Annotated in this window: 25 protein-coding genes; 18 read left to right on the top strand and 7 right to left on the bottom strand. The window is 58.5% G+C overall.

Translation table 11 applies throughout. The features are described 5' to 3' along the window. Window positions 1-5: 5 nt before the first annotated feature. Window positions 6-1,079, bottom strand: coding sequence for a purine nucleoside permease (locus tag EY643_RS00740; protein ID WP_152660401.1), 1,074 nt, complete (start codon window positions 1,077-1,079; stop codon window positions 6-8). A 6-nt stretch (window positions 1,080-1,085) separates the two neighbouring features. After that, window positions 1,086-3,236: a TonB-dependent receptor gene (locus tag EY643_RS00735; protein WP_152660400.1), complete on the bottom strand. Its 2,151-nt coding sequence runs from the start codon at window positions 3,234-3,236 to the stop codon at window positions 1,086-1,088. 206 nt (window positions 3,237-3,442) lie between these two features. Between EY643_RS00735 and EY643_RS00730 the strand changes: the two genes are divergently transcribed. Genes EY643_RS00730 through EY643_RS00715 form a run of 4 tightly spaced genes read left to right on the top strand, consistent with a single transcriptional unit; the run spans window position 3,443 to window position 7,119 of the window. Beyond that, window positions 3,443-4,843, top strand: coding sequence for an amidohydrolase family protein (locus tag EY643_RS00730; protein ID WP_152660399.1), 1,401 nt, complete (start codon window positions 3,443-3,445; stop codon window positions 4,841-4,843). After that, the gene (locus EY643_RS00725; protein ID WP_240732784.1) at window positions 4,840-5,400 is read left to right on the top strand and encodes a cupin domain-containing protein; all 561 of its coding nucleotides are present in this window, start codon (window positions 4,840-4,842) and stop codon (window positions 5,398-5,400) included. Before EY643_RS00730 ends, EY643_RS00725 begins: the two co-directional genes overlap by 4 nt. 2 nt (window positions 5,401-5,402) lie before the next feature. Continuing rightward, on the top strand, window positions 5,403-6,266 hold the full coding sequence (locus tag EY643_RS00720; protein ID WP_152660398.1) for a DMT family transporter: 864 nt from the start codon (window positions 5,403-5,405) through the stop codon (window positions 6,264-6,266). A gap of 52 nt (window positions 6,267-6,318) precedes the next feature. Further along, window positions 6,319-7,119, top strand: coding sequence for a thioesterase family protein (locus EY643_RS00715; protein ID WP_152660397.1), 801 nt, complete (start codon window positions 6,319-6,321; stop codon window positions 7,117-7,119). Here the strand turns inward: EY643_RS00715 and EY643_RS00710 are convergent. After that, window positions 7,106-8,335: an alpha/beta hydrolase family protein gene (locus EY643_RS00710; protein ID WP_152660396.1), complete on the bottom strand. Its 1,230-nt coding sequence runs from the start codon at window positions 8,333-8,335 to the stop codon at window positions 7,106-7,108. The two genes, EY643_RS00715 and EY643_RS00710, sit on opposite strands and share 14 nt — an antisense overlap. A 122-nt stretch (window positions 8,336-8,457) precedes the next feature. On the opposite strand from EY643_RS00710, the gene EY643_RS00705 reads away from it, so the two are divergent. Continuing rightward, on the top strand, window positions 8,458-9,060 hold the full coding sequence (locus EY643_RS00705; RefSeq protein ID WP_152660395.1) for a DUF899 family protein: 603 nt from the start codon (window positions 8,458-8,460) through the stop codon (window positions 9,058-9,060). A 196-nt stretch (window positions 9,061-9,256) separates the two neighbouring features. Beyond that, window positions 9,257-10,234, top strand: a complete 978-nt coding sequence (locus EY643_RS00700) for a dienelactone hydrolase family protein (protein WP_152660394.1) — start codon at window positions 9,257-9,259, stop codon at window positions 10,232-10,234. Between the two features lie 3 nt (window positions 10,235-10,237). Here the strand turns inward: EY643_RS00700 and EY643_RS00695 are convergent, their stop codons facing one another. The 3 genes from EY643_RS00695 to EY643_RS00685 are packed head-to-tail and all read right to left on the bottom strand — an operon-like array spanning window position 10,238 to window position 11,575. Continuing rightward, the gene (locus EY643_RS00695) at window positions 10,238-10,840 is read right to left on the bottom strand and encodes a LysE family translocator (RefSeq protein WP_152660393.1); all 603 of its coding nucleotides are present in this window, start codon (window positions 10,838-10,840) and stop codon (window positions 10,238-10,240) included. Between the two features lie 56 nt (window positions 10,841-10,896). Next, on the bottom strand, window positions 10,897-11,301 hold the full coding sequence (locus EY643_RS00690; protein ID WP_152660392.1) for a DUF1761 domain-containing protein: 405 nt from the start codon (window positions 11,299-11,301) through the stop codon (window positions 10,897-10,899). A 58-nt stretch (window positions 11,302-11,359) separates the two neighbouring features. Further along, entirely contained in the window at window positions 11,360-11,575 is a 216-nt protein-coding gene (locus EY643_RS00685; RefSeq protein WP_152660391.1) for a DUF6316 family protein, read from the bottom strand. A gap of 240 nt (window positions 11,576-11,815) precedes the next feature. Between EY643_RS00685 and EY643_RS00680 the strand changes: the two genes are divergently transcribed. From EY643_RS00680 to EY643_RS00635, 10 genes are all read left to right on the top strand, one after another. Beyond that, entirely contained in the window at window positions 11,816-12,361 is a 546-nt protein-coding gene (locus tag EY643_RS00680) for a fumarylacetoacetate hydrolase family protein (protein WP_240732783.1), read from the top strand. A gap of 131 nt (window positions 12,362-12,492) precedes the next feature. Further along, window positions 12,493-13,665, top strand: coding sequence for an HD-GYP domain-containing protein (locus EY643_RS00675; protein WP_152660389.1), 1,173 nt, complete (start codon window positions 12,493-12,495; stop codon window positions 13,663-13,665). Next, window positions 13,665-14,894 (top strand): putative bifunctional diguanylate cyclase/phosphodiesterase, encoded by a 1,230-nt coding sequence (locus EY643_RS00670; protein ID WP_152660388.1) that lies wholly within the window; start codon window positions 13,665-13,667, stop codon window positions 14,892-14,894. The genes EY643_RS00675 and EY643_RS00670 overlap by 1 nt, the downstream gene beginning before the upstream one ends. 75 nt (window positions 14,895-14,969) lie before the next feature. Then, a complete protein-coding gene (locus tag EY643_RS00665; protein WP_152660387.1) occupies window positions 14,970-15,521 on the top strand; it encodes an HNH endonuclease in 552 nt (183 codons plus the stop codon). A gap of 79 nt (window positions 15,522-15,600) precedes the next feature. Next, window positions 15,601-16,569: an AAA family ATPase gene (locus tag EY643_RS00660; RefSeq protein ID WP_420841632.1), complete on the top strand. Its 969-nt coding sequence runs from the start codon at window positions 15,601-15,603 to the stop codon at window positions 16,567-16,569. A gap of 4 nt (window positions 16,570-16,573) precedes the next feature. Further along, window positions 16,574-17,506, top strand: a complete 933-nt coding sequence (locus EY643_RS00655) for a DUF58 domain-containing protein (protein WP_240732782.1) — start codon at window positions 16,574-16,576, stop codon at window positions 17,504-17,506. After that, on the top strand, window positions 17,503-18,003 hold the full coding sequence (locus EY643_RS00650) for a DUF4381 domain-containing protein (protein WP_152660386.1): 501 nt from the start codon (window positions 17,503-17,505) through the stop codon (window positions 18,001-18,003). The genes EY643_RS00655 and EY643_RS00650 overlap by 4 nt, the downstream gene beginning before the upstream one ends. Continuing rightward, window positions 17,996-18,988 (top strand): vWA domain-containing protein, encoded by a 993-nt coding sequence (locus EY643_RS00645; RefSeq protein ID WP_170287213.1) that lies wholly within the window; start codon window positions 17,996-17,998, stop codon window positions 18,986-18,988. Before EY643_RS00650 ends, EY643_RS00645 begins: the two co-directional genes overlap by 8 nt. Then, a complete protein-coding gene (locus EY643_RS00640) occupies window positions 18,978-20,615 on the top strand; it encodes a vWA domain-containing protein (RefSeq protein WP_152660385.1) in 1,638 nt (545 codons plus the stop codon). The genes EY643_RS00645 and EY643_RS00640 overlap by 11 nt, the downstream gene beginning before the upstream one ends. After that, the gene (locus EY643_RS00635) at window positions 20,612-21,703 is read left to right on the top strand and encodes a BatD family protein (protein ID WP_170287212.1); all 1,092 of its coding nucleotides are present in this window, start codon (window positions 20,612-20,614) and stop codon (window positions 21,701-21,703) included. Before EY643_RS00640 ends, EY643_RS00635 begins: the two co-directional genes overlap by 4 nt. Here EY643_RS00635 and gcvT read toward each other — a convergent pair. Next, the gene (gene gcvT / locus EY643_RS00630; protein WP_152660383.1) at window positions 21,675-22,784 is read right to left on the bottom strand and encodes a glycine cleavage system aminomethyltransferase GcvT; all 1,110 of its coding nucleotides are present in this window, start codon (window positions 22,782-22,784) and stop codon (window positions 21,675-21,677) included. The two genes, EY643_RS00635 and gcvT, sit on opposite strands and share 29 nt — an antisense overlap. 114 nt (window positions 22,785-22,898) lie before the next feature. Between gcvT and EY643_RS00625 the strand changes: the two genes are divergently transcribed. Next, the gene (locus tag EY643_RS00625; RefSeq protein ID WP_152660382.1) at window positions 22,899-23,426 is read left to right on the top strand and encodes a shikimate kinase; all 528 of its coding nucleotides are present in this window, start codon (window positions 22,899-22,901) and stop codon (window positions 23,424-23,426) included. Between the two features lie 293 nt (window positions 23,427-23,719). Then, on the top strand, window positions 23,720-23,941 hold the full coding sequence (locus tag EY643_RS00620; protein ID WP_152660381.1) for a PA3496 family putative envelope integrity protein: 222 nt from the start codon (window positions 23,720-23,722) through the stop codon (window positions 23,939-23,941). Window positions 23,942-23,973: the final 32 nt, after the last annotated feature.

The following is a 23,973-nucleotide window of genomic DNA, read 5'->3' as shown; positions in this document are numbered from 1 at the left end:
CTTACTCAGGGGCTGGGTATGTTATCCCGGTACTGGTCCCAGTTACTCACCAGTTCCTGCACCACAGCGTTACCCACCAGGTAAGCATTTTCCAAAGCAGCGTCCAGGCCTGCATAACTATCGTGCTGCTCTTCGAGCAGGTTTTGCGCAGCTGTTTTGCCGGGCGGTTGCATTGTGTAGTTAGACGCGGTGCGCAGAACCATGAGCCGGTTCTTGTCTACCTTGCCTGCGTTGTGCAGATAGGTCAGGGACTGATAGGTGCCTGTGTCCTCCATCGCGGAACTGACAAAGTTGCCCTCGCCTTCGGTCCAGTAGTCTACCCAGTCATTCGCCCAGTCGTTGAGTATCTCACCGTGCCAGAAGGTCATGGCCGCCAGCTGATCACCTTTCAGAACGAAGGGTGTGCGCTGACCCACTGGATGGTTCACATACAGCTTGCGCGTGGCTTCCAGGGTCGGGTGATCGGGCAATTCCATATCCTTGGTGAACTGGAAGGCCCACTCCACCAGATCGCCATTTAACTCAAACACTTCACCCAGACTGTAACTGAGTCGCTCCGAATCATCAGGGCCCTGGCTAAACAGGGGAAAGTAGCCGTGCTCCCAATCGTCCGGTTTTTCGCGAGAATCAATTTCGTGCGCCAGGTCACCATCTACCAGAAACTGCGCCCAAGCGACGGAACCCAGTGAGGCATCCGCCGGATCAAAACCCGATATGCCTGCTACCAGCCAGTAGGCCTTGCTAAGGTCAAAGCGCTCGTCCATGCCCAGAGCCATAACACTCGCGGCCGAGTTGGCAGTACCCATACCGGTGACAATACCCAATACACCAGACGCTTCGTTGAAGTGAATGTCGTGGTGCATATGAGGGGCCGGATAGACCTTGTCCAACGGCAGGCGCTCGTTCCAGCGCTGAAACTCACCGGCTTTGTCGCCGCTGTCTTCACCGCTTTCAAACATGGTAACGACAACCACCTTGACCGGTACGGGCTCATGAGTGTCGACATCGACGCTGACGGTACAGCCAGCAAAAAGCCCGGCTGCAAGTAGCAGCAGGGCTTTGGGGAGTAAGTTAGACATAGGCTCTTAGAACTCCGAGGAGACGGAAACGCCAAACACCTGCGGCTCATTGGTAAAGCCCGTCAGGTTGTTAAAATCGATCCCACCCATCACGTTCTCTTCATCGGTGATGTTGCGGCCGAACACAGCGACTTCAAGGCCGCGATCCGCGCGACGCCAGCCGGCGCGAAAGCCTCCCTCATACTGGCCATCAGTTTGGAATTCCTTGGACTCGTACAGGAAGATATTGGTGTCACCCTGGTAGGACCAGTCGGTAAACACAAAGAGCTCCGACGCATCACTGATAGGATAGCTATAGCTGGCGGTAACGTTGAACGTAGTCTCCGGGGCATTGGGGAATGGATTGCCGTCAATCAGCACAAAGCCATTCTCATCCACCGGATTGGTCACGGTACACGCGCCGCTGCCGCAGGCACCCACACGCAAGCCGCTATCCTCGATTTCGGTGTCAGCGTAGGCAAAGCCGAAGGTCATAACAAAGTTGTCCGTCAGCAACCATTCAACATCCATCTCCATGCCCAGACCGGTACCGGTATCGGCATTAATCAGCTGGATATTGTTACCCGAACCGCCGACTGCGGTGAACTGAATATCATCTACTTCGTAGTAGAACAGGGCGGCGTTCAGGCGCATGGTGTCGTCGAAGAACTGCGACTTGTAACCAAATTCAAAGGAGGTAATGGTTTCGGAATCAGCAACAGAGGGCGGAGCACCAAAGGCTACATCGCGCCCCTGAATAGTCGGCGCTCGAAAGCCGGTTCCGACTTTACCCCAGAACAGCGAGCGCTCGTCTGCGGCGAAAGAAATGGCGATATCACCGCTTACCTGGTCATCAGCAGCGCTCTCTGTATAGCCTGGAGCGCTGAAATCTTTCTCATCATCGGTCCAACGCAGGCCCGCGGTAATTGTCCAGGCGTCGCTGATCGCATAGTCGCCCTGCCCGAATACAGCCCAGGTCGTGTTCTCGTGTAACACCGTCGTCGCCGGGATAAAGAACGGATTGGTCTCCACTTCAAGCTCGGAGTCGAAGTAGAACGCGCCGACCTGCCAATTGAAGCGGTCGCCGTAAGCGCTCGACAGGCGCAGCTCCTGGGTGAATTGGTCTGTGTCTGCCGCGTCTGCGGTCTGTGAAGGGAAAGGAATGAAACCCGGCCCCATTTCCGGGAGGAACACCGCTCCGAAACCGCCATCGATGTCGCCCAGTGAGTAACCGTCGGCCTCATCATAGGCCGTGATCGAGGTCAGGGTTAGGCCGCCCAGGTCCCAGTCGATCTTCATGTTGTAGCCGGTGCTTTCATACTCTTGCGGGTTGTTGTCGCCTTCATCAAAGTAGACAGTCTCGCGATCATAGTTGCCATTGAGACTGTTGCTGCCCGGGTCGAAAACGTTGGCGCGGAATATAGCGGAGGTACCATCCAGATCGCGGTAGTGTGCACCAAACAGGAAGGTGAGGGAGTCGGTAGCGTCCCACTGCAGGAAACCCTTCGCAGCGTTTTCTTCAAACCCGCCGAGGGCATCGCTCTCGCCGGTATAGTCGTTGTCGATATAGTCATCGCGGTTTTGCACCAGCATTGCGATGCGGCCTGACAAGCTATCGGTGATACCGCCACCAACAGCACCCTCGACATTAATCGTACCCAGAGAGCCGGCGTCGACTTTCACCCTGCCCTCGAACTCCTGAGTGGGCTTGTAGGAGTCGAACTTGACGATGCCTGCGGTGGTGTTGCGCCCAAACAGCGAACCCTGGGGGCCGCGCAGCACTTCAGCACGCTCAATATCGAACAGGGGGAAACTTTTCAGTACCACATTTTCTTTCACAACCTCATCCATGATGATGGACACGGGCTGGGACGCCGCCAGATCGAAGTCGATATTGCCAAGGCCGCGGATATAGAAACGCGGCGCGACACGGCCATTAGAAGACTCGGCGTACAGGCCGGGTACTCGCGCAGATAGAGCGCGAATGTCAGCGCCCCCTTCGAACATCGACGTGAAGCGCTCACCGGAAAGCGTCGCAATAGACAATGGCACATCCAGAATGCCCTGTTCACGTTTCTGTGCGGTTACCACTACTTCTTCGAGCTGGGCCATAGCCGGTGCGCTGGTACCAATGATGGTCGCAACAGCGGTAGCGATGGCGAGACGGGGTGCGTTCATGGAGATCTCCCTAAAGGGTTGGCGTATTCAGTGTGGTTGCTACCGCCTGTGACCGACGGCTTATCGTGTTTTCAATGCAAACTTTACGCCGAATGGATTGCGGGTACAGTCCGGAACGGCCAAGGTGAGCAAAAATACCAGAATTACCGGCTCACAGCCCACGGTGATATGCTCCTCATCTCGCGAAAAATGTTCTGGAGCTCCGCTTGCGCTCATTCCTGACAATAATACTTCTGTCCGTGCTCGGTTCTGGTGCAGTCGCAGCCGAGCCACCCGACCTGATTGTCTACGGCGATTATCTCCTCACCATGGACCCTGAGACTGGCCTGATAGAAGACGGCGCTGTCGCCATCAGTGGCGGCCGTATTATCGCGGCGGGCAAGCGCAGTGACATCGACAGTCGGTACGTCGCCACCAAAACGATTCCGGGCGCTGGCCGGGTTCTGATGCCGGGCCTGATCAACGGCCACACGCACACCGCTATGACCCTCTTTCGCGGCATGGTTGATGATCTCGACCTCATGACCTGGCTGAACAACTATGTGTTTCCGATGGAAGGGCGCTTTGTCACGCCGGAGTTTGTGCGCACCGGCACCCAGCTAGCATGCTGGGAAATGATTCGCGGCGGCACCACCACCTTTGTCGATATGTATTTTTACCCCGATGAAATCGCTCGCGTGGTGGATGAATGCGGCCTGCGCGCAGTCGTGGCCGCACCCCATATCGACTACCCCAGCCCGGGCTTCTCCGGCTGGGACGACTCGTTCGCAGCTGCGAAAGACTTTGTCACACGATGGACAGGCAAGCACCCACGGATTACCCCCGCCTTCGCCCCCCATGCTCCCTACACAGTGTCGGCAAAACACCTGCAGGCGACCGTCGAGGCCGCTGCTGGCAGCGACGCGATGATCTCAATGCACCTGGCTGAAGCGCCAGCCGAGACAGCGTATATTCGCGAACACTTTGCCACCACACCGGTGCAGCATGTGGCCGGGCTAGGCTTGTACGACCGCCGCCTGATTGCCGCCCACATGGTGCAGCTCGATGACAAAGACATCGCATTGACCGCTGCGGCCGGGGTCGGTGCAATCCACAACCCCACCAGCAATATGAAGCTGGGCGCCGGCATTTCGCCGGTGCCGGCAATGCTCGCGGCAGGGGTCAATGTTGGCCTGGGAACCGATGGCGCCGCATCCAACAACGACCTGGATATGTGGGAGGAAGTACGTATGGCGGCTCTGCTGCACAAAGTTGCCAGTGGCGAACCCACAACCCTCCCCGCCACGACCGCACTTGCCATGGCCACCCGCACCGGAGCAGCGGCTATTCGCATGGCAGATACCATAGGCCAGCTGAAGCCAGGTATGCAGGCGGATATGATTCAGGTTGATTACACCGGTCTCGCGCGACAACCGCTTTACGATATCCGCTCGCACCTGGTTTACACGCTGGATGCGAGCGATGTTGTCACTACCATTGTCGCGGGCAAGTTGCTGATGCAGAACCGCGAGGTGCTGACGCTGAACAACGCGGCGCTTCGCAGTGATGTGCAGAAAGCGTCAGATAAAGTGCGCAGTGCGCTGACAGCGCAGGCGCCCGGTCAATGAAATGGGGCCCGACCATGCTGCTGGCGTTGGCCTCCACCCTTCAGGCGAGCGAGGAGCCACCTGTGAATTACCCCGATCGTGCCACTGTCATCGAGAATCTCGGCCTCCAAGCACATGTCGAAGGCGGGTATTTCAAACGTACCTTCCAGGCCGACGATCGTCCCAAGGTCGATATCGGCGACGGTCCGCGCTATACGATGACCTCCATCTACTACCTGCTCACCGCCGACTCCCCTACCGGCCACTGGCACCTGAATCGCTCCGATATCGTCCATTATTACCACCTTGGGGCGCCGGTGCATTACTACATGCTGCACCCGGATGGCCACCTGGAAACGGCCGTTCTTGGCCCGGACCTGGCGGCCGGGCAGCAGCTCCAGCTCACCGTGCGCGGGGGGATATGGAAAGCCTCCCACCTGCCACAGGGCGACTATGGGTTGGTCAGTGAAGCGGTGTCACCGGGGTTTGAATACAGTGACATGACACTCGGCGAGCGCGCTCCCTTACTCGACGCTTTTCCACAGCACGCCGACCTGATTCAGGCCTATACACGCTAGCAATGGACCGCTCTCGGCTGATTCTGGTGGGGGTTGTCGCCGTTCTGACCATGTCAGCGGTCCCCGTGCTGGTAAAATCCACAGATGCCAACGCCGTGACCGTGGGCATCGTACGCCTCGCAATTGCTGTGCTCGCTTTTATGCCGTTGGTTTTATTCCGCGGCCACGTTTTTAGTTTTACGCGCAAACAGTGGCTGCAACTTGCCCTGATAGGCTGCACTTTCGGGTTTCACTGGCTCGCTTATTTCCTCAGTATCAAGCTCGCCACAGCGTCCATCGCCACGCTCACCGTACTCACATACAGCGTGCAGTATCTGATACTCGCCTACTTCTTCAACCGCGAAAGCATCAAGCCGGTGGAATGGCTGGCCATCGCCATCTCTTTCGGTGGCTGTATCATCGTGTCCCCGGAGTTATCGCTGGAGAACGACGTGACCCTGGGGATTGCGATTGGGCTGTTCGCGGCCTTGCTGTATGCGGCCATGCCTCTCCTGCATCAGCGCGCCAGCGACATCAGCACCCTGGAGCGTACCTTCGGCCAGTTCTTTTTCGCCCTCGTGGTATTCCTGCCGCTGTGGAGCGAAGCCAACTGGGCTCTGCAGCGAACAGACATCTATCAGCTGCTGGCCCTTGGCCTCCTCTGCACTGTGGTCTCGCACGGCCTATGGGTCAAAAGCAGTACCGAATTGCCGGCGATCTATTCGAGCATGATCTACTTCCTCTACCTGCCAGGGGCAGTCATCGGCTCTGTGCTGTTCCTGGATGAGGAACTGACGGCGCGCAAGTTGCTGGGCTGCGCTATCGTCCTCGTCGCAAGTGCGTCGCTCTCGCTCTACCGCTACCGTCGGCGCCAGCTCGAGGCTTGACCTGACGGCTATCCGGTTTCAAAGTAGAACGCCATTTTCCTGAGGTTCCGCTATGGACTTTGCCAAAGCCACCAACGTCACTCCCAGCAGCAACGGATTTGATGCCGAAATCCACAGTGGCTGGGATATCGGCGGCAATGCCAACGGCGGATACCTGATGGCCCTGGCTGCCCGAGCCATGTCGGCCGCAAGCAGGCCGCACCCGGTATCGGTCACCGCTCACTATCTCTCACCCGGCAGACCGGGTCCGGTCCATATAAGCACCGATATCGTCAAAACCGGGCGCACCTTTACCACCGCACGCGCCACGATGATGGGCCCGGACAAACCGATTCTGGAATTGCTGGGTTGTTTTGGCGAGCTGGCCAATGTCGCTGGCGCGGTCCTGATAGACGCCGAACCCCCCGAAATGCCCCCGCCTGAGGATTGTGTGAAACTGGAGCCCAGCCCGAAGGGATTTCCACCGCCGCTGATGGCCAATCTCGATATGCGCATGCACCCGGAGGACGCTGGCGGCCTCGCCGGCAAGCCCACGGGCGAGCCCCAGACCCGCGGCTGGATCCGGCTACCGGAAGAGCAGCCGGTCGATGCTTTCGCACTGATGCTATTTGCTGACGCCTTCCCGCCGACAATCTTCAACACCGCGCTGCCAATAGGCTGGGTGCCCACCGTGGAAATGACCACGCAGGTCCGGGGTCTGCCCGAGCCGGGCTGGCTGCGCTGCCGCTTCAGCACACGATTCATCACCGGAGGCATGCTGGAAGAAGACGGGGAGATATGGGACCAGAGCGGGCGACTTGTCGCGCTTTCGCGTCAGCTGGCCCTCACCCCGCGCAACCCTACATCCGGTTAAAGCCAATCTCGGTCATGAAAGCTGCCATCTGTTTGAGGTATTTACCTTTGTCCAGATGCACCAGGTGATTGCCCGGGAACCAGTGAATTCGCGGCCGGTCCCAATGGTCCCACAACAGCCGGGCATGCTTGGGCGGTGCAAGACGATCGCCGGCACCGGCTATTACCATCAATCGCTCACGTGGCAATTTTGGCTGGTAAGTGAGTGCCGAGTGTACAGCCAGTTCATGGCGGATCTGGGTGATGCTGGTACCGGTCGCTTTGAGCGCAGCCTTGATCGGGACACTCACCGGGAACCACTCCATCACCAGGTCAGCCAGGCTGACCACAGGTACGTTGGGAATCGCAAACTCCAGGCGCTCCTCAACCGAAGCTAACAAGGCTGAGGTATATCCACCGAGACTAATGCCAGTAACACCGACCTTGCTCACACCCTCAGACTCCAGCCAATCCAGGAATATCCGAAAATCATGCACCGCGTGGGCGAAGGACTCGCTGATATGCGCCGTGCCGTGGGAGAAGAACCCGTGGCCACTGAAAGGTGACAGGCGCTCAGCACGCTTGCCGTGGTGCGGCAGGGTGTAGAGCAAAATATCGTAGCCCTGCTTGTAGAACCACGGCAGAGCGAAAAACATCCGGTTGAGCCAATACGGGTCCGCCATAAAACCGTGAATCACGGCGATCGTAGGCCGTGGGCCGTCATTGTGACGCCAGTATTGGGCCACTGCCCGCGCATTGCGCTTTTGTCGCGCATAACGCTCACGCATCTTGGGGTTTACCGCGCGGAACGGGCTTTCGAAACTGAGCAGTTCACAACTACCATCTTTCGGGCGAAAGCGCATCGGGCCAGCGCTGGACGTCTGCATCTCCACGCGCGAGGAATCAGGCCGCTTGAAGAAAACATCCGGGTCAGCCCGGGTGGCCTTGCGCTGGTAATAGGCGCGCAACCCTGCATCGCGCTTCAACTGCATGGGCTGAAAACTGCGCGGAACGGCGAGGCCACTCAACATACTCGCCCCAGCCGTGCGCAACAGCACATCGCCGAAGGCGGTCGCATCCACCGTCAACTCCGTGCGCAGGTCGAGTTCGAAATCGTCGGGGAACTTGTGAAAACTGCTCTCGAGATTGTCCCACCAGGGTTGGGCCGGCATGATCCGGCGACTGTGCGTGTAAGTCTCGTTGGCAACCCGAGAAACCGTATTGGCCACATCGTACATATAGGCAGTTCCGCTTTATTTTTTATGCTTCCAGTGTATCGAACAGAGCTCGATTTAGCAGTAACCAGACATCGCTTTTCTGCAGCGGTCTATACTTGATCTGGCAATCCTGGAGGAAGCCCATGAGCAGCGATCAGATACGGAAACTCGAAGCGCAGATCTATGAACTGGGTCAGGAGCTGCACAGCTTGCGACTGCAATCGGACACACCGGAGGTAGCCGACTATCCGTTCCAGACGCTGGAAGGGACCACCAGCCTGAGGGAACTGTTCTCCGGCCGCGACAAACTGCTGGTTATTCACAACATGGGTCAGGGTTGCCGCTACTGCACACTATGGGCAGATGGCATAAACGCTTTTTTACCCCACCTGGAAAACGCCATGAGTGTGGTGCTGGTTTCGCGCGACGAACCGGGCGAACAACGTCGGATGGCCAACGCCCGTGGCTGGCGCTTCCGCACCGCTTCCCACGGTGGCGGCCTGTATATCAAGGAACAAAGTACCGAGCCGGAGCAGGGCAACGCTCCAGGCGCCGTGTGCTACCAACTCAATGGCGATCGTATCCAACGACTCGGTGGCAGCAGCTTTGGCCCCGGCGACCAGTACTGCAGCATGTGGCAGCTATTAAGCCTGGCGCGCATTGGCAATGAAGATTGGACGCCCCAATATTCCTACTGGAAACGACCACAGAAGATGGATGACGGCGGGGAGAATATTGTGGATTGATTCGCCCGCATCGCCTAAATTCGACCTGAGGATTCCAGAGAACTAAGCATTGACCGCCAGCATCGAAACACACCTACGCATATTCAACTGTATCCCGGCCCTGATATTGGCAGCGCTGGCAACGGCGTGCACTACTCATGAACACCAGCCATACAATCACACAAGCTCAAGCGCTGCATCGGCAATGAAGGTGTCGATGGAATCAGGCTTCTACGACTACACGCCGGCTCTGGTCCAACCCGATACCTACGCGTTACCTTTTGAGCAGATTGATGGCTATCACGTCAGCGGCATTCGCTTCCCCTCAAGTGAACGCAACGGCCAACCCGACAATCTGGTGGACGCACGCTACTTTCGATCGCACGGCATGGGTAAAAAACCATTGCTGATTGTGTTGCCAATCTGGGCCACCCATACCTTCCCCTCCACCGTGGTTGCCAATGGCTACGCGCTGCACAGCGAGGGCGAGGCCAATGTGTTGTGGATGCAGGGTGACGGCGCGATTTTTGACTGGTTCCATATTGCAGAAGTGGACAGCGAAGCCGAATTTCGACACGAAGTAGAGGCTGCCAGTGAACGTTTTCGGGCCGTCGTCATTGATGTCCGTCGCCTTATTGACTGGGCGGAAAGCCAGCCGGAGATCGACACTAGCCGCATCGGTATTATCGGCTTCAGCATGAGCGCCCTGGTCGGCGCCAATGTGGCCGGCAATGACCCGCGCATAAGCACGGCGGTCTACGTGCTCGGCGGCGCCAGACCAGGCGACATGATGGCAGAATGCAATCTGGTCGTAGAGTACATGCGCAAGCGTGTGACCAAGACTCTGGATTGGAGTCAGGAGCAATACCGGGACTACTTTCACCAAATGCTGGCCGAGGGTGACCCCGCTAACTGGCAAGGGCACTACCGCCCTGAGGGCACCCTGATTATCGAAAGCAGCAAGGACGACTGTATTCCGCAGGCCTCCAGAGAACTCCTGTTCACTGCCACCGGGGAACCGGAGCGCATAGTGTACCCCTACAATCACTGGCAGCCGTTTCTATCGATGACCCCCGTGGGACGCAATGTGCTCAGCCGCGATATCTTCGAGTTTCTCGATCGCAAATTGCTAACACCTGAGGTTGAGCATTACCCCAGCCGGCATCAGATCACATCCAGCGACACTGCGGAGTAGCGATCAAAGCACCACGGGATAGAGCGACACCACTAACAACAATGCCATCGCCAGGTTGAACGCAAGTAAGCGGCGCCGGCTGGTGAGCAAACGCTGGAGCTGAAGGCCGGCCAGGGTCCACACCGAAATACAGGGAAGGTTGATAGCGCCAAATACCACGGCGACCAGCAAGACGGCCGTCAGGTCCTGGCTGGGCGCGTACACGCTAAGACTGGTCAGGGCCATGGTCCAGGCCTTCGGGTTCACCCATTGAAACAGGGCCGCCTGGATAAACGTCATCGGCGTGCCCGCTTTTTCGCCGGACTCACTTGCTCCCGGAGTGGCTCCTGCAGTGGCTATTTTCCACGCGAGATAGAGCAGATACACCACGCTCAGGACCTTGAGAATCTCGTAACTGACAGGGTAGGCATCAAACAAACCCAGCAAACCCAAGCCCACCAGAACAATCATGGCAGTAAAGCCAAGCGCCACCCCCGCCATATGCGGCAGCGAACGGGCCAGGCCAAAGTTTGCGCCTGAAGCCATCAGCATCAGGTTATTGGGGCCGGGGGTAATGGAGCTGACGAAAGAGAACATCGCCAGGCCTGCAAACAATTCGTACGACATGGCGAAATTATGCGACAGCCGGGCCCATTCTGTCTGGAACGGGCCCTGGATTTCTGTCAGCCAAAAGCTCCGATAATAGCGCCCATGAGCGCGAACTGGGCGACGTTATAACCGGCATCGATGCCCCAAAGGCCCAATGCGTTGCGTGAAAACAGGTAGTTGACGCCAAATGCCGTGGCCACAAACAGCAAGCCGATGAGAGCTCCACTGCCGAGGGCACTACCGATGCCGCTGCCTGCAGGGATGACCAGTGCCAGCGCGGTAGCCTGCACCAGAGTGAGCACGAGGGCGCTGCCCATAATCACCGCCGGGTGACCCTTGGCTCGTATATCTTCGTCGGAAAGACCCACCAGAGCCTGCCAGCGCTTGCCAAAGAACGGGCCGTACCAGATACCGCCCACCACAAATGCAGATACACCGGCCACCACTATAGCCAGCCAGTTGAGAGAGGAAAAATCCATGGCGCTCACCCGTTATTGGAATTGTACCAGCAGCGTAGCACAGGCGGGCAGAGGCAGGTCAGCTGACCTGGAGCTGGTCGTATTCCCTGGAGAGGTAATGTTGCTGCTGTACTCGAATATACATATCCAGCTGGATCAGAGCATCGTGCTTGCAGGTGAAAGGCCCTTCGATAGTGCCTTCACGGGTATGAAAAAACCACTTGTCACCCTCGAGAATCATGCGCTCGGAGCGGAAGTGGGAATGTCCACCTGTGTCGGTACTGCGGTTACTCATTGTCTGATTCCATCGGGTGTGCTGCCAGCTTCACGGCAGGGCCGCTAGACCAATGCGCTATTATGTGCGCAAGCGCCATGGGCGGTCCAGCGATATTCAATGCCGCTGAAGCCTCACTGTGCTGCTCGCAAGGTATACTTGCAATTACAATCGCTTTCGATATTGATCTGTATGAATTCTGTTTACTGCCAAGATCGCGCCCTCGTCCCCTCGAAAATTGTCTGCATAGGCCGTAACTATGTGGCGCACATCGAAGAGCTTGGCAATGAAATTCCCGACGATATGGTGGTGTTCATGAAACCCAACTCGGCGATTGGCTCAACGCTGCAGAGCGCATCCGACGGCGAGGCCCTGCACTACGAAGGTGAAATTGCACTCCTGGTAGAGGGCGGAAAATTCAGCGCCGCGGGCTTCGGCCTGGACCTTACGAAACGCGCGCTACAAGGGCGTTTGAAGCAAAATGGGCTCCCCTGGGAGCGGGCCAAGGCGTTTGATGGCGCGGCCTTGTTCAGCGAATTTATCCCCCTGGAGTCAGACCTTGCCACGCTGGCACTGACGCTCACTGTCGACAATGAACTGCGCCAGTCAGGCCACTGCGATCTCATGATGTACCCCCCTGCGACCATCCTCGAGCAGCTCGCAAAATTCACGACCCTGGAAGACGGCGACGTTGTAATGACTGGGACGCCCGCCGGGGTTGGCCCTGTCCAGCCAGGCACGAGCTATACTGGAACCATTGCAAGCAAGGGGCGGACACTCGTGAGTCACACCTGGCAAGCAATTTGAAAAAATGCGACCTGGTTCACAGTTTTGCGACCAGAAAGAGAACTCATTCACGAATTGTCCGATTTTTAATCGACTTGGACGATTAGGGCAAATAGCCTGCTATTTCTGACAAATACGCACGGAGTGCGAAGATGCGTCTTGTAAAGATGCCAGCCATGAGTTTACAGCCCGGTATGTTCGTAGCCGAGCTGGATCGCCCGTGGCTGGAGACGCCATTTTCACTGCAGGGCTTTGTCATCCAGAACACTTCCGAAGTGCTCTACGTCTCTAAATACGTCGAGCACGTCTTCGTCGATGCCGAGTATAGCGGCCGGCCCGTTTTCCTCAATCTGGCACTGGAACCTACCGCAGGCGAGGGCAAGAAGCGCCTCGAGATCAAAGAGGACCTCGCCCACGCCAGAATCTGTTTCGACAACGCGGCCAATACACTGGATAAGGTCTACGAGTCTCTGCGCAGTGGGCGCACTGGAGACATAGAGACGGTACAGGAATCCATCACCCCGCTCATCGAGAGCGTGTTCAACAACAAGGAAGCCGTTGCCGCCCTGCTACGCTTGCGCGAGAGCGACGACTACCGCTACCAACACGGTATTTCCATGGCCGTGTGGGCCGCAATTCTGGGCAGGCAAATCGGCCTGCACAGGGACGAACTGGAAACTCTTGCTCTGGGTTGTGCCATGTGTGATGTGGGCATGACCCAATTACCGGCAGACCTGCTGAGCCAGCCCCAGGCACTCAGCGATCAACAACTGCGTATCATCCACGCCCACCCCAAGATGGGCGCGGAACTGGTGGCAAAAAACAGCGATGTGAGCATTGAGGTCCTGGCGATCGTCGAGAACCATCACGAGCGGGTGGATGGCTCCGGCTACCCACGCGGCATGGAGGGCTCCTCAATACCGGTACTGGCACGCATCGCCGGCTTGGTCGATGCCTACGACGCCATGATCACACCCCGTCCCTATGCTCCTGCCCGCACATCCCACGAAGCGATCCAGGAACTCATGGACGGCAAGGGCACCCTGTTCCAGGAATCTCTGGTAGAACAATTTATCCAGGCCATCGGCCTGTTTCCCACAGGAACACTGGTAGAACTGAATTCCGGCGAGGTAGGTATAGTCACACGCCAGAACGACACCCGCAGGCTTAAGCCAGAAATTATTATCGTACTCGATGAAGAGCAAAAAGAGCGCGACCCCTGCATCGTCGACCTGAGCCTGCAGGACACGGGCTCAGAGCGCTGGATAACCCGCGAACTCCTGCCGGGCAGCTATGGCCTGGACAGTGAGGAATACTTTATCTAATGGCCTCACGTGGCAACATGATCGGCCTGGTAGAACTGGCAGACGCTGAGACACTGCTGAACCGCCACGGGCGCGCCTCTTTCAGCGAACTGCAGGAAGTTTTCATCAAGCGACTCCAAGGCTGGATTCGCTCCAAAGACGAACTGAAAATACTCGAGGACGGCCGTTTCTGCGTCGAACTGAAGGGTGTTGGCAGCCGCGGCGAACTCGAACTTGCCACCGCCAAACTACAGCGTATTTTTCAGGAACCGCACTACCAGTTCGGCCGCCCGGTTAATCTCGAATTCACCGCCGGCTTCACCCAGGTGTCAGCGGGTGAGGCCAATCGTGAAAACGCAATGCGCGAAGCAGGCCTGGCTCTGCGCCAGGCTCGCAGCAGTTCCCGCCCGTTCGATCTCTACCAACCGCAAGAGGAGATGGACCCGGACGCCGAGCGCAAACTGGTCCGCAAACTGGAAAACGCCCTCGAAGTAGGCGACTTGCAACTGCACTATCAGCCCAAGGTTCACGCTCAGTATCACTCACTGGTGGGGGCCGAGGCACTGCTTCGCTGGCACACCCGCGACGCGCTGATCGGCCCTAACAAGTTCATTCAGATCGCCGAACGACACGATGTCATCACCCACATTACCTGGTTCGCCATCAAGTCGGCGACGGCCCGTCTGGCGCGCTGGCCGGGAGACCTGAGTATCGCCGTCAACGTCGCGCCAAACCTGCTTCTGAACGACCAGATCGTTTCTGTCGTGCACGACGCGCTCGATATCTACGGGGTCAAACCCGGCAGGCTCACCATCGAGGTGACCGAGCGCGTTATGATCGACGACCCCCAGGTGATGCTGCAGCAGCTGAGTCGCCTGCGTGAGTTGGGTGTAAAAATCTCGCTGGACGACTTCGGTACCGGATTTTCCTCACTATCATATTTCCGCGACCTGCCAGTCGATGAAATCAAGATCGACAAAAGCTTCGTCAGCTCGATGCTGGACTCCAAAAAAGATCTCGCCATCGTGAAAGCCGTGATCGACCTTGCGCACAACTTCTCCATGCGCGTTGTCGCAGAGGGTGTGGAGTCGATGGAGATTGCCCAGCGTCTGTCGGACCTGGGCTGCGACGTGCTGCAAGGCTATGTCTTCGACAAGCCATTACCGGTTCAGGTATTCGAGCTGGATTACGGCATCAGCAAAGAGTCTTCGAGCAAATCGAGAGCACGACCCTCCTCGCAATTGAATTGATCTCGCCGTTAAATTGACGATTGTTATCGTCACAGTTTTGCAGTAGCGTGAAAGCAGGTCTGCGAGTGAGCACTCATGCAAACGATTCTGCGACTGAACATTGCGGGCCAGCCCCGTGGCTGGATCAGCGCACAAGAGGCAGTTTCTGCCTACGCCAAAGGCGATGTCATATGGGGCATCGGGGACCCTCTTCCCCCCGTTTTTGGTGGTGTACAAAGGCTCACCGGTATCCGCTCAAGAATAGACCTGCAACCCATCATTGCCCTGCAGGGCAGGGTCGTCCAGAATTTTTGCCCTCCTCTTTGTAACCGCACGCTGTTTCGCCGTGACGGTCATCGCTGTCTGTACTGCGGCCAGCAATATACACGTGGCGAACTCACGCGCGACCATGTCAAGCCCACATCGCGTGGCGGCCGGGATCGCTGGGAAAATGTGGTGGCTGCATGCCGTCGCTGCAACTGGCAGAAGGACAATCTGACGCCGGAAGAAGCGAACATGCCCTTACTGGCGGTACCGTTTCGCCCCAATCCCTTCGAGTGGCACTATCTGGCCAAGGATCGCATCCTCGCCGACCAGATGGAGTATCTCTCAAAACAGTTCAGCGCCCAGCGCGACTGGGCCCACTAGCGCGCAATATTCAGGCAACACCAACGGCCGCCCTTGGCTATACTTGCAGCAGACACCTCGATGAATAAGGAAGCCTCCCTTGTCCCAGGAAAATCTCAGCGCAATACATTCGATGATGGAACAAATGGCTCGTTCGGTTATCGGTCAGGATCAGGTAGTGCGAACGCTGACCCTGGCTCTGCTGTGTAATGGCAATGTCCTGCTAGAGGGCCTGCCGGGAACGGCCAAGACCCGCTCGATCAAAACACTCTCCAGCGTGCTGGAAGCAAATCTTGGTCGCATCCAGTTCACTCCCGACCTGCTCCCCTCAGACGTCACGGGAAACGAGGTATATCAGGACAATCAAGGGGTATCTGAACTGATCTTCCAGCAGGGGCCTATCTTCAACGAACTGGTCCTGGCTGATGAAATCAACCGCGCACCCGCCAAAGTGCAGGCCGCCTTGCTGGAAGCGATGGAAGAGCGCCAGGTTACCGTGGCGGGAAAAACCTACAAACTACCTGCCCTGTTTATGGTCCTGGCCACACAAAATCCGATTGAACAGGAGGGTACATACCCTCTGCCGGAAGCACAGATGGACCGCTTCCTGATGAAAATATCTGTCGACTACCCCACCAGCGACGCAGAGCTCGCTATTGTGCGCATGTTACAGGCGGAAGAAGCCGCCGCCGGTGCCGAACTAACGGCCATCTCGCAAGACCATATCTTCGCGGCGCGAGACACCATAGGCGCTATGAAAATAGCCGAACCGGTGGAGCGGTATCTGGTCGATCTGGTCATGGCCACTCGTCAGCCGGAAGCCTACTGCGAGAAACTCGCGTCATGGGTGGACACTGGTTCCAGCCCCCGAGCAACCATTGCCCTGCATCGCACCGCGCGTGCCAGCGCCTGGCTGGATGGCCGCGATCATGTCACCCCTGACGACGTCCAATCGGTCGCACACGCGGTGCTGCGCCACCGCCTGATTCTCAGTTACGAGGCCCTCGCCGACCGCGTGAGCGCCGATGATGTCATCGACGAAATCATTGCCCAGGTGGCCGTGGGCTGACATCGTGACTGAAGAAGAAGGCATTTATACCAGCCTGCAATCTCTGGTTCGCCTGCGTTACACCGCCGGTGGTTTCAGCTATTTGCCGAAACAGCCGGTGCGCTCACTGCTCGCTGGCCGCAAGCGCAGCAAGCTGCGCGGGCGCGGCCTGGATTTCGATGAGCTGCGCCACTACCGGCCAGGAGACGACATCCGCACCATGGACTGGCGGGTTACCAACCGCACTGGCAAGCCCCATGTGCGGGTGTACACCGAGGAGCGGGATCGGCCAGTGATCGTCGTTGTCGACCAGCGCCTGCCGATGTTTTTCGGCAGCGAATTGAAGATGAAATCCGTGGTCGCCGCAGAGGTCGCGGCAATGACCGCGTGGCGCGTACTCGGCGTCGGCGATCGCATCGGCGCCATCCTGTTCAATGACGAACGCATTCTGGACGTACGGCCTTCGCGCAGTGAGAAAAAAGTCATGGCCTGGCTTGGCGACCTGGAGACCATGAACCGACAGCTGTCGGTCAACTCAGGCACCATAGCCCGCCCAGAAGCACTGGCCGAAGCCCTCGATGCCACCCAGCGCATGATCAGCCACGACTACCTGGTGATTCTCGTTTCTGACTTTTTTGGCTGGGACGAACGAAGCCTGCAGGGCATCCGTCGCATCGGCGAACACAATGACATCATCTGCACCATGGTGTACGACCCTCTGGAAAGAGACATTTCCAGCGCAGACCAGCTGGTCGTGAGCGACGGCCGTTACCAACTGGAGATCGACCCGGTTCGCGAGGATCTGGGCCAGCGCTTTGAAGCCAGTGTCGAGAGCTCGTACGCCAATGTGCAGGCCGAACTCCTGCGCCACCAGATTCCTGTCATCCCCGTTCATACCAGCGACTCCACCGCGGCCCAACTGCGCAAACAGCTGGGCGGCCAGCGGGTGCTGCAGTGAGTCTGCCTCCGCTACCGGACATCTTCGGCAACTACGTTCTGGGCGACGATTTCCATGAAGTCGTTTCACCGGAGGCCGTCAACTGGTGGCCGCAGACCCCGGGTTGGTATGCTGTGGGGGCGGTTATTCTGGTCTTACTGGGGCGATACAGCTGGCGCCGAATTCGCTACTGGTACCGCAATCGATACCGCAAAGAGGCCCGCCTGCAACTTCAGAGTCTGCCGCAAGCCGGCAATCATGCGAGGGAGATCAACCAGATACTGAAGCGCGCAGCGCTGGCGGCGTATTCGCGCACGGACGTGGCAAGCCTGTCGGGACAGGAGTGGATCAACTTCCTCAATAGCCGCTGTTCAGAGCCTGCCTTCGACGCGACCCAATGCCAGTGCCTGGCAGAGGGTATTTACGCCGAAGATGCCCTCGACAAAAACGACCGCAGCGCCCTGATCGAGGCCAGCGTGCGCTGGCTCAGTGCGCACAGGAATCGTTTCGGTGATTGAACTCGCGTTGCCTTGGGCGCTGGCACTGCTCCCCCTGCCCATCTTGATGCGCTTCATGCCGGCCTACAAGGAAAGCCGCGACTCGGTAAAAGTGCCATTTTTTGACAAGCTGGTTGAGCTCAGTGAGCAGCGCCCGGAAGAAGGCGCGCGCATCCTTCGTCGTAGTCGTATTCAGAAAATTCTTGTCACCACCACCTGGCTCTGCCTGGTACTGGCAGCTGCCAAGCCCCAGTGGATAGGCGCACCCATTGAACAGCAGAAGTCAGGCCGCGACCTGATGGTTGCTGTGGACCTCTCAGGCTCAATGGAGGCGAGAGACTTCTCTCTTCCCGACGGCACCACACTCAATCGGCTGGAAGCGGTCAAGCGAGTGTTGGACGAACTGGCACGTCAGCGCGCTTCGGACCGCCTTGGCCTGATCGTGTTCGGCGCTGCCGCGTACCTGCAAACCCCTTTTACTGATGATCATGAAGTCTGGCGTCAGCTTCTGGGAGAAACCGAAATTGGTATGGCAGGCCCCAGCACCGTATTCGGCGACGCCATCGGCCTCGCGATCAAACTGTTCAGGGAAAATGCGTCAGACAATCGTGTACTGATTCTGCTCACCGATGGCAATGACACTGGCAGTACAGTCCCGCCCATTGACGCAGCCAAGGTCGCCGCCGCCAACGAGATAAGAATCTACACTATCGCCATCGGCGACCCAGCCACCGTGGGCGAAGACGCTCTGGATATGCAGACCATCGAACGCGTTAGCGAATTGACCGGGGGCGCGAGTTTCCAGGCCCTTGATCAGGATCAGATGCACGCTGCCTACGAGACAATTGCAAGCATGGAGCCCGAACTCTACGAGAGCGTCTCCTTCCGCCCAAAGCAGAGCCTGCACTGGGTTCCGGTGGCGGCCGCGGTCGTGCTGTTCCTCTGCTACCACCTGTTTATGGCGTTGTGGACCTGGCGCCAGGGGAGGCAAAGCCGTGCTACCTGATCTCGAGCATTTTCACCTGCTCAGACCCTGGTGGCTGCTGATAATAGTGGCCTGGATGGTGTTGGCTGCAGTGATGCGTACGCGCAAGGACCAGGGCGACATGTTTAGTGGCATCATCGCGCCCCATCTACTGTCTCACCTGCGCCTGGAGAAAAACGATTCACGCTGGATCAACCCCTCCAGTTTCGGTCTCGTATTTGCTCTCACTACCGCCATCGTGCTGGCCGGCCCCAGTTGGCGCCAGCAGCCCTCGCCTCTATCAGAAGACGAATCAGCTCTGGTGCTATTGCTGGATGCTTCCTCATCTATGAACCAGAGGGACATCCAGCCATCCCGGGTCGCTCGAGCACGCCACAAGGCCTCCGACTTACTGGCGCTGCGACCGGACAAGCGCTCGGCAGTCATCGCCTATGCCGGTTCCGCCCACACCGTGCTCACACTGACTGCAGACCAGGATGTGCTGAATCAGTACCTCGAAGCCATCAAACCCGAGATGATGCCTCGGCGAGGCAAATTTCCCGAGTACGCCCTGCCGCTGGTAGACGATATCCTGCGTGACACCAATTCACCGGCTACCGTTGTGCTGCTCAGCGATGGTCTCGGCGCCGATTCCCAGGCCGCCTTCAGCGAGTACTTTGCTACCCGGCCACACCAGCTCATCGTGCTGGGAATTGGCAGCAGTCTGGACAGTGATGGCGCTGTGCCTCTCGACAAGCGCGCCCTGGACAATCTTGCAGACGACGCCGGTGGTCACTACTTCGACCTGACCATCGATGACAGCGACGTGCGCGCCATCGAACGCCGCATTGAATCTCACTACGTGGTCATTGACGACGATGCCCTGCCCTGGCTGGACAGCGGCTACCCCCTGGTTTTCGTCGCTCTGGCGCTGTTCCTGATGTGGTTCCGCAAGGGCTGGACCCTGAGCTGGAGTTGGTTGTTGCTGCCGCTAATACTTGCCGGACAGCCACAACCAGCAAACGCAGAAACCGCGCCTCCCGAAGAGGAGGCCACTGTCGAAGCACAGGGTTTCGCACTGGGCCAATGGTTTGCCGACCTGTGGCTCACGCCCGATCAGCAAGGCCGCTTGTTATTACAGTTTGGCGACTACCGCGCCTCAGCACGACACTTCGACAACCCCATGTGGAAAGGCATCGCCTCCTACTACAACGAAGACTTCATGCAGGCGGCAGAGTACTTCTCCCGCTCCGACAGCGACGATGCACTGTTCAACGAGGCGAATGCTCGCTCCCACGCCCGCGACTTCCTGCGCGCCGTAAAGCGCTACGATCGTCTGCTGGCCCGAAACCCGGACTACCCGGGCGCCCAGGCGAACCGCGACAAGGTGCAAAGCATCATCGACGACATCAACCGCATGAGTGAGTCCCAACAGGGCGAAGAAGGCAGCTCTGAAGAACGGGAAATGGGTGGTGATGACGCCGTTCCCGCCGAAGGCGCAGAGAAGCTCAGCTTTGAGCAGGTGGAGCTCAAGCAGTACTCCGCCGAGGAAATTCTGGGCAGCGAAGCCACCCGTGATATGTGGCTAAAGGGGGTGCAGAAAGATCCCTCCAATTTCCTCGCAGCGAAGTTCAACATGCAGCTACAACAGCGGGAGCAACCCAAGTGAAGCTTGCCGCGGCGATTGTCGCTCTCTGTGCCCTGCTCGCACTGCCTGCCCACGCAGAGGAACCACTGGCTCCCTTACTGGACAGTGGCCAGCTCACGATCGACAGCAGCATAGCGCCCGCCGAGGGCCTGGTCCCCGGGCAGCGAACCAACCTCCAGATTGAGATCGCCACCAGCACCTGGTTCACCGGTGGAGCGCGCATCCGTCTGCCTGAAGTGCCGGGTCTGGTTATTCTGCAGACCGAGGAATTCGCCAATAACTCCAGCGAAAGGCGCAACGGCCAGACCTGGGTCGTGCAACGTTGGACCATCGACATTTACCCCCAGCGCGCCGGCGAATTCTCGGTCGGGCCCATCGAGATTTCGCTCAAGGTAAACGGCGGCGAGCTGGGCAACCTCGCAGGCTCGGCAATGGCACCCGCGGTGACCTTCAGCGCCACCCTGCCAGAGGCACTGGAGCAAGCGGATTTCTGGGTTGCGGCTCCCCAGTTCAGTGCCCAGCAATCCATCGATCGGGACGTCGACGCTTTGGAGCCTGGAGAGGCATTCGAGCGCAAGGTCGAGTTTCTCGCCAGCGACGTGCAGGCAATGATGCTGCCCGACTTCAGCCCTGAAGACATCCCCGGCCTGGCGGCCTATCCCGGCACACCGGAGCTGAGCAATCGCTTGAACCGGGGCGAGACCCGAGCCAGCAGAATCCAGAGCATCAGCTATGTGGCGGAGAAGCCGGGTAACTACACGCTGCCGGCGGAAGATTTTTTCTGGTGGAACACACGCAGTGGCACGCTGGAGGTGATCACCCTGCCGGCACTGCCAGTGACTGTCATTGGAGATGTGGCCACAGAGGCCGCTGGCGAGACCACCCATTACCGCGAACAATTACTCGGCCTAGGCGGCTTAGCCGCGTTAGCAGCGTTGGCATTTTTGCTGCTGCGCTACCGCCCCTGGCGGGCACTGGCCACACCGCTGCGCGCCGCAAAGGCCGGCTACCTGGCTCTGCGCAAGCCGGGCCTACCGCCGCAGTTGAACCCCGATCCTGGGCGGGAACAACCCCCCCGCACTATCCGCGATAATAACGCTGCGGGCTGAAGGGCATTTTGGTGACCGTCACAGGCACCAGCTTCCCGCGCACCTCTACCGCCAGTGCAGTGCCCGGCTCACCCAGCTCGCGCTCGATGAAGGCCATCGCGATCGGTCCACCATAACTGGCACCAAAGGCGGCGGAGCAGACTTCACCTATCTGGCGCCCCTCACCATCAACCACTGTCTGGCCTTCGCGCACAGGTCGTTTTCCGTCAACCGCCAGGCCGACCCGGCGCAGCGGCGGCTTGTTAAGCATCCGATCAAAGATAACGTCAGCACCGGGGAAGCCCCCCGGGCGCGCACCATCAGCGCGGCGTGCCTTGCTGATGGACCACATCAGGCCAGCCTGCACGGGGTCGATCTCTGTATCGAGCTCGTGGCCGTAGAGACAGAGACCCGCCTCCAGACGCAGTGAATCCCGCGCTCCCAGACCGATCGGCTCAACCTCATCGAAATCGAGCAGGCGACGTGCCAGCCCTTCCGCAGCAGAGGCCGGCATCGATATTTCGAAACCGTCTTCGCCGGTATAGCCAGAACAGGTAATGTAAATCTCGGTGCCATCAGTATCTGCGCGACAGCCATGCATAAATGTCAGCCTGGCTGCCGCCGGACAGAGTTCGGCCATCACAGCGCGTGCCTGCGGACCCTGCAGGGCCAGCAGTGCCTGATCTTCCAGAACGTCGAGTTGCTGGCCGCTCAGGTGCGAGCGCAGATGGGCAATATCCTGCTCCTTGCAGGCGGCATTCACGACCAGGAAGAAAGTGTCTTCCGCCCAGCGGGTGATAATCAGGTCGTCCAGCACGCCACCGGCTGGATTGGTGAACAGGGCGTAGGTCTGGCTGCCGATCCCCAGGCCTTCGACATCGACTGGCACAAGGGTCTCGAGCATCGCCGCCACCCCGTCTCCGGTGATAACCACCTGGCCCATGTGGGACACGTCAAAAAGGCCCGCGGCCCCCCGCGTGTGCAGGTGCTCCTTGATAATGCCGGCAGGGTACTGCACCGGCATGTCATAACCGGCAAAGGGCACCATCTTGGCACCCAACTCGCGATGCAACGCGTCCAGGGGAGTAGTCAGCAGGCTCATGGCAATAGCTCCAGGGAAGTGGCGGAAAGCGGCACTCTACCCACAGGCCAGCGCTGGCGCAACCGCGGTGCCACTGGCAGGCGTGACAGGCATCGGGGATAATGCCCGCCCCCAATGACTGCGGCCCCCAACGTGAACAAGTTCAATACCATCAATCTGATCGGCATGCCCGGTGCTGGCAAAAGCACCGTCGGTGTCATTCTCGCCAAACAGACCGGCTTGCGCTTTGTTGACACAGACCTCGACATACAGGTGCAGGAACAGGCGACCTTGCAGGAAATTGTCGACAGCAAGGGCTATCTGCAGCTGCGCGGGATTGAACACGAGGTGCTCATGGCGGTAAACCTGGACCGCGCCCTCGTTTCCACCGGAGGCAGCGTAGTCTACAGCCCAGACGTCATGGCCCGTCTCGCTGCCGCTGGCCCGGTGGTCTACCTCAAGGCGGACCTCGCCACTCTCGAGGAGCGCATCGCCGGCGCACCGCCGCGGGGAATCGCCAGCGACAGCAATGACGGTTTCGCGGGCATCTTTGCTGAGCGCACTCCGCTGTACGAACAATACGCCGACATCACCGTGGACGCCGCTGCAGGTACCGCAGACCAGATAGCCGAGGCTATTCTGACACAACTGGAACAGGCCTGACGGACATGTCCGGACACAGGCCAGAGGTGCCTGTGCCCACCCGACCAAGGGTTAAAGCTGGCACGCTGATTGCTTTATAGCCTGCGAGGCGGCCCGCTATACCGCACAACAGGACACCACTCGACAGGGACGTCGGCGGCGTGCGGGATGAGGCCAGGGAAGGCTGCGGGTCGCCCCGCAAAATTGTGCGAAAAATTAGTATTCCCAATCCAGAAATTTTTTGCTTAACTCCGCCGTGAGGCCGCTTCAAAAGAAGCTGCCCTTGTTTTGTGTAAATCATCGGGAGGTGATTTATGGGAGAGCGGAACCAGGAACCGAATTCCCCGGAACCACTGGAGGACTTGTTTGAACCCGCATTGGGTGACTTGTCCGAAGAGGATTTTGCCGAACTGAGTCCCGTGGCCTCAGACAAGCAACGCCTGGCGGCTAAACGCCGCCGCGCCGAGCAACGTCTGGAAGAAAAACGGCTACGCGATGAGTTGGGTTACTACGATCTGGACCTGGACGACTTCTAGACGGTTTCAGCCGTTATAGCATCGTCAGAGTC

The organism is Halioglobus maricola (assembly GCF_009388985.1).
Classification (GTDB): Bacteria; Pseudomonadota; Gammaproteobacteria; order Pseudomonadales; family Halieaceae; genus Halioglobus; species Halioglobus maricola.
Note: the sequence above shows the minus strand (reverse complement) of the source record. Positions and strands in the feature narration are given on the sequence as shown.